Genomic DNA, 10337 nt, shown 5'->3' with positions numbered 1-10337 from the left:
CGGATGAAGATCTTTCCAAGGTACTGGATGAAGCGGAACGCTCCAAAATAAAGTTGGGAAGTGACTACATAGATGCCATCTGTGTATTTACGGCCATCTCCAGAGAAGGCGTTATCTATTCGCACCAGCAAATAGAATTACTTGGGGTAAGTGAAGAAGATATTCTAAAATATTATAATGCCCTTACACCTACCAATTCCTTTCAAGGAGAAGAAAACCAGATACTGGCCTCATTTCCATACGCAGAGAATCTGAAAACCGAAGCGACCATCAAAAGCGGAAGTATAGTGGTGGGCAGAGACAAAGAAATCAGAACCATGCTTGAATGTCTGGAACGATCAGAAAATAAAGCCATAACGATAATAGGCGATTCAGGTATAGGCAAAACTTCCATTATCAATGCTTTTGTAAAGGAAATATGTAACAATAAAGACGAAATGCTGCAACAAGTTTCTGTTGTAGGGCTGAATACAGCCAAATTATTGGCCGGGACATCATCGGAAAATGAGATATCCCAAAAGATAGTAGCCCTAATACATAAGTTGAAGCAAATTGAGCAAGTAGTTCTTGTGATAGATGACCTTCAGGTATTGCTGGAAAACGGGAATACAGGTAAATCAACTACTCTGATAAATATCCTCAATGCCCAAATTGGTGAAGGAGCCTGCAATCTCATCTTTACCATTACAAATGATGCGTACCGCAAACACATAGAAAAGCAATCCATCGAGAGCAAACTGGTCATCATAAATGCGGAAGAACTGGATTATTCCACTCTATTATGTGCCATGTATCTGCACAAAAAAGAAATAGAAAGCCATTACAATCTTGAAATTTCTGACGACTGCATTCCAAATGTAATACAATTATCACGCCGATATTTCAAGGAACGCAGTCTTCCCTCTGCTGCAATTGATCTTTTGGACAGAACTTCTGCTGCTGTACGTCTATGCAACAAAAATGCAAGGAACACAATAGAAAACATCCGGTCAGAGTTCGAATGTCTGCAGGAAAATGCAGAAGATGCAATTCTAAGTTCCGATTTACAATTACTTTACCGAATGATTTTCAACAAAGTAGGTTCTGTCATAACATCGAAACTTTCAGATACCTATACATGGAACGATGAAGACAAATATGAAGTAAAGATTCAATGGATCGATAGAATCCTGACAGAACTGGAAAATCTATCGCTCCACACAATAGGAACCGTAACCGCTGCGGAAATAGAAGCAATCGTAGCCGAGTGCACCAATATTCCTATAGGAAAAATACAGGCCCGGGAAAAAGACCGCCTCCTCGGTATAGAATCAAAACTCAGGGAAAGAGTCAAAGGTCAGGACAAGGCTATCTCCACCCTGTCTGATGCCATTATCGAATCACGAAGCGGATTGAGTGATCCCAAAAAGCCCATAGGTTCTTTCTTTTTCCTTGGACCTACCGGAACAGGTAAAACGGAGCTGACTAAATCATTGGCGGAATTGCTGTTTGACAATGAATCTGCCATGATCAGGTTTGATATGTCCGAATTCAAGGAAGAGCATTCGGCAGCTCTGCTCTACGGAGCACCTCCGGGATATGTCGGCTACGAAGAAGGTGGCCTTCTGGTAACACAAATAAGACAAAAGCCTTATTCCGTAGTCCTATTTGATGAAATCGAAAAAGCGCATTCCAGTGTATATGATGTATTTCTTCAAATGATGGATGAGGGAAAGATACATGACAAGCTGGGGCGAGAGGGCGATTTTTCCAATTCGATAATCATTTTCACATCCAACATTGGAAGCCAATGGATTGTAGATCAGATACAGGCAGGGAATACCCCAACTTCAGCAAAGCTTATAGAGGTTATGGCCCAATATTTCAGACCTGAATTTCTAGGACGACTGACAGAGGTAGTACCATTCTCTCCCATCAATGAAAATGTGGCAAAGGAAATCTTCCTATTACATTTCTCAAGATTGAAAAAGCAGCTACATGAACAAAAGAACATCAATATTGAGCTGGCGGAAGAGACGCTCCAATACCTCTCACAAAAAGGATTCTCACCAAAGTACGGTGCGCGTCCTATAGCAGGCGTAATAAGAACGTATCTTAAAAAAACGGTATCAAGACTTATCGTCTCGGAAGAAATCAAACCGGGTGACAACATTATAGTCAATTTCAGAAATAACGAACTTGTATGGGAACTCCGATAGACAGGAAAGAAAAAATAAACGAGCTGAAACGCAGCAATGCAAACAATTACATTGCCGAAGTTTTTTTTGAGGAACTGCAATTCATTCTCAAAGAAGACCTACTGGACTCTCTCATGATAATTTGTCATGGAATGAATCCGCGTGTTCAATCCAAAGACATTCTGAGCACTTCTTTACGTTATTTTTCCACATCAAACTCATACAAGGAAATTGTTGCTATGCACCTGGCAAGAAACAGTATGTATCACCAGCTTCCAGAACTCCTTTTCCATCCCCTTGTCATAAGCACGCCGGGTATGAGCAACAAGGAAATTGTTGAAGCAATACGTATCAACAAAAAAAGGGAAAAAGAACTGATTTCATTTTTTATTCCCTTCGATACGGCTTTCTTCAAGGAACGTGTAAAAATCATTGACCGTGACTTGAATTTCTTTTCAAATCCTGCGATGCGTGAAAATCTGAATCACCTTGTAGAAACCATGCTGGGCATACCATTGGATATCAGCAACCATCAAAAGTACAAGCTGTTCCTTTTTCTTTGCCACTCGGATGAATACACGGAAAATCTCACGGCCATTGAACGGATATTTTCTGTAGTCCTTGATCTTGAAATCAGACTCAGATATATACCACACGTGATTACCGTTTCGCAATATTCTCCCATCAACGAAGGCATTCTAGGAGAAAACCTCGGACTAAACGGAGCCGTAGAATGTGAAGGCGACGATCTTGAAGCAACCATAGTCTTCGGTCAGCCAGATAATTCAGATGACTACAACAGGCAATCCCGCATAGATACTATTGTAACTAAGATTCTGAGTTTCTTTATACTTTCGTTCAGGGAGATACATATAAAGTACCTGATACTGGGACATACAGACTGTATCTTGGGAGAAAACCGTTTGGGATATGATATGAATCTATAAACAACAGATAAAAAGTCAGAAATATGGAAACGTTATTATCTTTTTTCTTTAAATACCTATTAGCACCGCTGTTCGTAACAGTCATGCTGTTTTTCCTAAACAGCATGAAAAATCTAAAACGAAAGCTGAGTATGAAAAAAGCCGTTATCTTCATACTTATTTCAGCTTTGATAATTGCCCTTCCCTGCCTGCTGGGACTTCTCAGAAACGAATTCGTATGGGGCGGACTGTTCCTGACAATCCTATGCTACATCGGACTAGGATTCATTTTCTGGAAATACACAGAATCAGGCTCTTTCAATGCAATCGGGCTTGGAGAATCCACGGGCGGAACAATACTGCTGCTGTCTGTGTCCGGCATACTTGGCGGATGGATATATTACCTTGTATTTGAAAAGATAAGCAATCTTCCGTATGCCATTTGGGGAGCACTGAATGTACTTTGGTTCATAGTGCCTTACATGATTATGCTGGGCAGAAAACAGTTTCTGCTTATACCACCTCCTATCTATGTTCCTTGGGAACTGGAATTCGGAACTTTTGACCGCAACTATTGGGACAACATCGACAGCTTTGAATTCAAATCCGTCAAAGTAAAAATCAACCGCAAAATCGGCGACAAGAATTACGCTTCGCTGGTCGTAAAACTGCCGGATGGCATTTCTTTGGGTAACTGGTTCAACTGGTTTATAGAAGACCAAAACCGCAGATTTCCACAGAACAGAATCGAAACAGGGAAAGACGGATACAAGGTCGGATGGACTTTCTACACGACAAAATGGTTCAGTTATCCACTGCTGATACGGATTCTTGACCCCCACAAGAACAGCGAGCAGAACAAAATAAAGAACAACCGACCTATATATATCAGAAGAGTAAAATTAACTTCAACAAAAGAGTAAACATATGAAGATAGAACATTTACCCATCAACTGGGTCAACGGAGTAAAGTTGACAAAGGATCATTTCTTCGGGAATTATTATAACATGATAGAATCTCTATATGGAAGTATTGAGAGTCAACTGAATGACTACAATTATGGTATCGGAAAAGCACTTGACGATTCAAATGACAACGTAGAATTCGACATAAGCGGAGGTTCCCTTGATACCCTAAGTGTACGCCTGAAGAAATGCAACGGGCTGACAAGAGGCGGTCTCCCAATCATCTTCTATGAAGGGTTGTATGGAGATTACATACCGACAGCAACATTACCTGACAGCAATCCGTCCGCTATTGAGGACAATGTTTTTCTTATTCTTGTATCAATAAACCCCTATGAGATGATACCAATAGGTGAACCCGATCCAGAAGTTATACCCTTGCATCACCCCCACGTACTGCCAAGCATAAAGTTGCACATTATGCCCAAAAGCCAAACAAACAAGGCATTCTACAGCAAAAACTTTCTGATAATCGGAGAAATAAAATCTCATGGAAACGCTTTTGCAGTAAACCGCCAGTATATACCGCCATTGCAGAAATCAGCCTATCATGACGGTTTGAAATCATTCATAAACCAACTGACACACATTCTGCATAACATAAGAGAAGACATAAGAACTATATACAGCCGTAACCTGTCAGACAAACGCAGGGATGCGCTGGCCAATAATACGTTTGTCCTGTGCAATGCTTTCAGCAGTTTCTATAACAGCCGTATCTTTTTTATCGAACAGACAGCTCAGGAGCAGCCTCCTATTTTCCTTATTCAGGCCATAAATGAACTAGCAAACGGATTCGTTTCCGCATTACAGACCTTGTCTGAAACCATGCGTGAGGAGCTGTTACAATATTATTACGAATGGACCAACATTACTCCATCAGACTTTATGCACAGCATTGAAAAAGTTACCGGAATTACATACGAGCATACGGATATAAGCTCTTCACTGCATACTTTAGGTACATTCCTTTCTCTTCTGGAACGAATGTTCCACAAAATGGGAGAACTTGAATATATCGGTCTTGTAAGAGAAAATATTGTAGTTGGAGAAGAAAGCACAACTTCGCCTCAAGAAGAGAAGAAAAAGAAATGGTCTTTCATGTAATTAAAAAACATCCGAACTATGGAAGCAATGAATATAGAAGAGCGCAAAAGTGCAAAATGGAAATTCTCCATCATATTCGCTGTTACATTACTGATCATTGCCTTATGCGGCAGCATTTCGATTGTAACAGCCCAGAAAGCTATCGCGCTTCTTGAAAACAAAAAATCGGAATACGACGAAGTATTCAAGAAACAGGCGGAACTCAATTTCCAGATTGAAGAACTGTTCCGTGAACTGAACAGTCTGAAAAGCAAGAAGCGAAATGCAAGTGAGCACAAGCATCTGCAAAACTTGATAACCAAGAAGCGCCAGCTGATGGAAAATGAAATAAGCAGCTTCGCATCCAACGGGCAAAACTATGAGGTATACAAGGTAATGCTCGATCAGATAAAAGAGATACAGATTACGATGGATAATCTTGACCGTGAAGCTAAAAAAAGAGAATCCAATATTGAACAATTGGAGAAATGCAGGAACAAGTATCAGGAATTAACAAAAGAAAAATTACAGAAGCCATGACAAAAGACGAAAACATATGGGGTAATGTACGCTTTGCGATATTGCTGGTGTTTACCGTAGTGCTTATCTTTATCATCCTATGCAAATATGTATTTGATGTTCCAATAAAAGAAAGTTCGGAACTGATAAAAGACATCAACCATTCGGAAACCATATTCACCGAACAAAAGGCACATGCAAAAAAATCATCTGTAATATGGAACCAAATCGACTCATTGGATTTCAGCGCATACCAAGTACAGCGTATGGATGAAATAAAAGGGAAAATATACGGTATTCAGGAAATCTACACAAAAAACGGTATGAATTCGAGATTCATGTTCGGTGCACTGGCTTCCAAGACATTAAGATTCCAGTTCGACATACAGGAAGAACTGAGTGCCCTGAAACACAACAATGAGCTAATAGAAAAAGATCTGGAAGAATGTAAAGCTAATCTATAAGCAATATGGATAACAAGAGAAAAATTATCATAACCGCTTTGGGCATACTTGCCATAGGAGGTATTATCATCATTCTGCTGTTGCCCTCAAAATCCAAACTGAGCAACATTGACTTTTATGTGTTTGACTCCAACGACAACTATCATTACGAGGTGAACGAAAAGCTGGAGTTTATGATAAACGATACAGCTGCCGTAAAAGGAAGAAAGCTGTTGTGGCAGATGGGGAACAGTGATGCGATAAGCGATAAAAGCAATATGAAATACAGCTACGGATCTCCGGGCAAATATCTGGTGACACTGAAAATAGACAACAGCTATACCATCAACAAATATATAAAAGTAATATCCGGAACAGAACGTGCAGCCATTGATTCTGTCCCACATATCTATGGTGTGTCTGAAGGCTATCAGGGAGAAGAACTCGTATTCGCGGCGGAGGGATATGGCATGAATTCCTGGCAGTGGGAATTTGGTGAGAGCGGTACTGTTGATGCATATGACCAGCAGGTAGTCTATACCTATGAGAATCCGGGAGAATATACGATAAAACTACAAACCAACACAACGCAATATCCTGTAAAACATCACATAACAATCCTACCACGCTTTGAAAAAGCAGAAGAAATAATAACAGTGGATTCACTGGTGCTGGCACAGGACGACATCCGCAAACACTTGCAAGCCATTGCAGATACCCGTGTTTCACAGCACCCTGTCTATTATGAGCACTATAACTATATACGAAACAAATACTTCTGTATTCCTGCAGACAGGGTTGCGGTCGTGGTAAACGGAGAAAAATACAATGACTTTACCGGTTACTGCCAAGGACTTCATTTCCTTGAAAGCAATACCAAACGTCGCGTCCGTATTGATGAAGTGCTTATCGACAAACTTCATTGCGTATCAACTATCCAAATAACTCAAAGTTATACAGAAAAATGAAACAGACATATTATAAATCCATAGCCGTATTGCTGCTGACCTGGGCCGGATGCAGTATGCCCGTATATGTATCCGGGCAAGTATCTGCATGGAACAGAACCAGAACAACAGGGAAAAATATATTTAACTATCTGCCGAACTTAGAGAAAAATCCTGCAGTCAAAAAAGACAAAAGCAACCTAATTGTCTACTCCGACAGAAACGGAAACCAAGCATACGAGGACGCTTACTTCCAACGTAAAAGAGGAAAACAGGAAATTGGGGTACCATACTACATCATTGACGAGGAAAACGGGAACTACAGTCTTGTACGCGCCGACCAGGACATTATAGGCAAGCCAAAGGTATTTTACAGTTTCCTGTTATCCAAGAAAAGGCATTTCAAAGATCCTTCGAAGGTCGAGTATGCAGGATGGATACCTACAGACAATATCCTGATGTTTGACCACGCCTACATTGATAAAGAAAACAACCAGCCTGTAAAATTCCGAGTAGGACTGACCCAACCGAACCGTCTGCTAGATATGAGCAAATACTTCAGTGGAGATACTCTGAGTGTGTTTGGTGAGCCCCTTCTAAAAAACAGAATGGAAGGAGGTCTGCTAAGCGGGCAAATCGTCTATGCATATAAGTATGACAAAAGCAAACGCTCCGTACTGGTATCAGATACTCCCACTCTAGACGATGATTCCAGAAAAGTATTCGGATGGGTACCTTCTGACCTGATTGCAGCAATCGGTCAGAACAGGTCGTTTCTGTTGAGTGACGGGAATTATACCGATTCAATCCCCGGACTGACCAATACACATGATACCCTTCAGATACATGAAGCCAGCCTGCAGTCAAGAATACTGTTTGACTATGCAGGGAATGCGCGACAAGCCGGTTTGTCGGACTCCGACCACACGGACATCAACATTCCCATTTTGGTATGGAACAGACGATGGAATAATCTGATAAATATCAAAGGCGGAAATGTCCATTCTAATGATATCAGACGAATGGAAAAAGAAAACAATCTGGTGAACATCCATTTCCTTTATTTCGAGCATGAGCAGCAACGCGCAAATATGCTATGCAATACCCTACAAAACATGAAACTGAAATTATCTCCGGATGTTCAATACAGATTCACCGCTACCTGTATATCCAATACCGGCAACCGTTATTCCCAAGTCCTGTCCGATTTCTCCCAATGGATTGAATTCATTACAACGGACAGCATACAAATTGCAGCATCACGCGAAAGTTCAGGACTGAACAACGCTTTGAACAATATCATGAATACGATAAACGAGAATGTCTTTGACAAAAACCTGTTCATCATATTAGGAAGCAATCAAAATCTGAAGATAAATGAAAGCCTGATTGCCAGAGCAGGACAAAAATCAGCCAGCTTTCTGTTTGTACAGACAAACCGCTCCCATAATACCCCTTATCAGGATTTTGTCCTGCAAGCCAAATCAACACTGGATGAGCTGTCACGGCAATATGTGAACCATATAGCCAATTACATCGTGGATGACAAACTGGTCAAACCGGAACTATTCAGAAACCTTGAAACTGACGAGGCTAATATCTTTCTTTTTGACGTACCGTCAAAAAGCCTTTCCGCAGGAGGTATCATATTCCCTAAAGGAAGAGGTATCCTACACAACACCGCACTGGAACTTGCGCTGGACTCCATCAATCTGAATATCCAAATGACAAATGAAACCCTGCTGGAATCCTTGCAATATCATGAAAGCAAACTGGGGGCATTAAGGAGCCGGCCTACAACCGACCTAAAAGAAATCGTCAGGAAAGTACATAAAAATGATACCTTCCGAATGGAAAGAATGAGCCGCAACAGTGTTTCAGACACCTATTTCGCAAAGCTTTCCGTACCGGACTCATCACTTTGCAAATATGAGGAAGGATATGTTTTCAACGAAAAAGAGTTGGAAAGCCTGTTGCAGAACTATCGTGGATTACTCCCTGAATTTGCGGACAGCATACAAAAAAAGGAATTCCGTATACTGCGCAAAGTATATAGAAAACAAAGAAGCAGTATAAACCGATCATTCCACCGCAAACTTCTGAAAAAAAATGCTAGAATATCTGACCTGTTTTATTACCGTACAGGGGTTCCCACAGAAGAAAAACTGCTCCATAACCTCAAAATCCGCAAACTGAAACAAAGAAAATGCAAGAAGAATGGCTTCCATTCCACTTATCCAGCTGTAATTGACAAGCTGAAGACACTGGAAAGCATGTATGCGGAGCAATCCTTCGAAACCGTATCAATATCGGGAGAAACATATTACTTCATTCCAAAACATTTATTACCGTAAAAGAATATGGAACAGACAAAAGAACAACTACAAAAAGAGATAATGGAGATTCTCTATGCAAAATCCCTTGTCAAACCTGTTTGGATAACCTGCTCTGAAGTATACTGGAACATCCAGAATATCAAAGTTACGGAACGCAGTGTACGTGAAGCATTGGACTGGCTGGTAAAAAATGAGGTAGTCCTATACCAAGGAGACAAATATCAGATAAACAAACGAGAATTTATTGAAATGAGCAAAAGAAAAGCCATGGAGGAAAAAGAGATGAATGAAAATATAAGTCTGCAGCCCGAGAAAACAGGAATAAATGAAAACAAGACTGAAATAAGAGATACCAGCACGGAGAGTACCATAACGGTGCGTAAAAACTATCTGTTCTATGTAATCATAGCACTCATCGCTTTTCTTTTGAGCGGTATACTTATCGGCATACTATGCTTCAATCATTATGCTCAGAAGGAAGATATCACCCCACCTATCATAGAGAGGCAAGACAGCCTCTCTATACAGGAAATGAAAATCAGTGTCATGGGCTATATCAAGGATGAGTATACAATAAACCGAAACTTCAATAATCTGACACAGTCACTCAAAAGGCAGCAAGAAATCAATCAAGAGCTTTTGAATTTAATCCGCTCTCAGCAAGAACAGATAAGTGCTCTGGTAGAATACAACAGATATCAGACCCAGATTATCGAACATAACCAACGCGAGAACCACATTTACCTGTGGATTATCGGCATAGCAATCCTAATAGCAAGTTCGCTTCTGATAGCATGGTATGGAAAACGTAACTGAAATGAAGACACCTTCAAAATACATCATTCCATATTTGTAAACTGCATCAGACACTGTTAAATAGGCTAAAAGAGACGGTAAAGATTTGTTTTTATCAGATAAATGACTATTTTTGCGATTA

At 40.4% G+C, this 10337-nt stretch carries 9 protein-coding genes; all 9 read left to right on the top strand.

Going from position 1 to position 10337, the window contains the following annotated elements:
• Nucleotides 1-23: 23 nt before the first annotated feature.
• Genes BACCOPRO_RS06305 through BACCOPRO_RS06265 form a run of 9 tightly spaced genes read left to right on the top strand, consistent with a single transcriptional unit; the run spans nt 24 to nt 10216 of the window.
• A complete protein-coding gene (locus BACCOPRO_RS06305; RefSeq protein ID WP_373920403.1) occupies nt 24-2198 on the top strand; it encodes an AAA family ATPase in 2175 nt (724 codons plus the stop codon).
• Nucleotides 2183-3124: a hypothetical protein gene (locus tag BACCOPRO_RS06300; RefSeq protein ID WP_008141992.1), complete on the top strand. Its 942-nt coding sequence runs from the start codon at nt 2183-2185 to the stop codon at nt 3122-3124. Before BACCOPRO_RS06305 ends, BACCOPRO_RS06300 begins: the two co-directional genes overlap by 16 nt.
• 23 nt (nt 3125-3147) lie before the next feature.
• Complete coding sequence (locus BACCOPRO_RS06295) at nt 3148-4026, top strand: TssN family type VI secretion system protein (protein ID WP_008141990.1); 879 nt, start codon at nt 3148-3150, stop codon at nt 4024-4026.
• 4 nt (nt 4027-4030) lie between these two features.
• A complete protein-coding gene (locus BACCOPRO_RS06290) occupies nt 4031-5176 on the top strand; it encodes a hypothetical protein (protein ID WP_008141988.1) in 1146 nt (381 codons plus the stop codon).
• Nucleotides 5177-5194: 18 nt separating this feature from the next.
• The gene (gene tssO / locus BACCOPRO_RS06285; protein ID WP_008141987.1) at nt 5195-5695 is read left to right on the top strand and encodes a type VI secretion system TssO; all 501 of its coding nucleotides are present in this window, start codon (nt 5195-5197) and stop codon (nt 5693-5695) included.
• On the top strand, nt 5692-6138 hold the full coding sequence (gene tssO / locus BACCOPRO_RS06280; protein ID WP_008141986.1) for a type VI secretion system TssO: 447 nt from the start codon (nt 5692-5694) through the stop codon (nt 6136-6138). The genes tssO (BACCOPRO_RS06285) and tssO (BACCOPRO_RS06280) overlap by 4 nt, the downstream gene beginning before the upstream one ends.
• 5 nt (nt 6139-6143) lie before the next feature.
• A complete protein-coding gene (locus BACCOPRO_RS06275) occupies nt 6144-7085 on the top strand; it encodes a PKD domain-containing protein (RefSeq protein ID WP_008141985.1) in 942 nt (313 codons plus the stop codon).
• Entirely contained in the window at nt 7082-9418 is a 2337-nt protein-coding gene (tssR, locus tag BACCOPRO_RS06270; protein WP_008141984.1) for a type VI secretion system protein TssR domain-containing protein, read from the top strand. Before BACCOPRO_RS06275 ends, tssR begins: the two co-directional genes overlap by 4 nt.
• 6 nt (nt 9419-9424) lie before the next feature.
• A complete protein-coding gene (locus BACCOPRO_RS06265; protein WP_008141983.1) occupies nt 9425-10216 on the top strand; it encodes a DUF5457 domain-containing protein in 792 nt (263 codons plus the stop codon).
• The last annotated feature ends 121 nt before the right edge of the window (nt 10217-10337 follow it).

The organism is Phocaeicola coprophilus DSM 18228 = JCM 13818, assembly GCF_000157915.1.
In the GTDB taxonomy this organism is placed as follows: domain Bacteria; phylum Bacteroidota; class Bacteroidia; order Bacteroidales; family Bacteroidaceae; genus Phocaeicola; species Phocaeicola coprophilus.
This window is presented reverse-complemented; position numbering and strand designations above follow the sequence as displayed.

What these genes read in the sequence shown, in the direction of transcription:
- BACCOPRO_RS06295 (WP_008141990.1), top strand. Translation starts at nt 3,148, where the DNA reads ATGGAAACGTTATTATCTTTTTTCTTTAAATACCTATTAGCACCGCTG.
- tssR (WP_008141984.1), top strand. Translation starts at nt 7,082, where the DNA reads ATGAAACAGACATATTATAAATCCATAGCCGTATTGCTGCTGACCTGG.
- tssO (WP_008141986.1), top strand. Translation starts at nt 5,692, where the DNA reads ATGACAAAAGACGAAAACATATGGGGTAATGTACGCTTTGCGATATTG.
- BACCOPRO_RS06275 (WP_008141985.1), top strand. Translation starts at nt 6,144, where the DNA reads ATGGATAACAAGAGAAAAATTATCATAACCGCTTTGGGCATACTTGCC.
- BACCOPRO_RS06265 (WP_008141983.1), top strand. Translation starts at nt 9,425, where the DNA reads ATGGAACAGACAAAAGAACAACTACAAAAAGAGATAATGGAGATTCTC.
- BACCOPRO_RS06290 (WP_008141988.1), top strand. Translation starts at nt 4,031, where the DNA reads ATGAAGATAGAACATTTACCCATCAACTGGGTCAACGGAGTAAAGTTG.
- tssO (WP_008141987.1), top strand. Translation starts at nt 5,195, where the DNA reads ATGGAAGCAATGAATATAGAAGAGCGCAAAAGTGCAAAATGGAAATTC.
- BACCOPRO_RS06300 (WP_008141992.1), top strand. Translation starts at nt 2,183, where the DNA reads ATGGGAACTCCGATAGACAGGAAAGAAAAAATAAACGAGCTGAAACGC.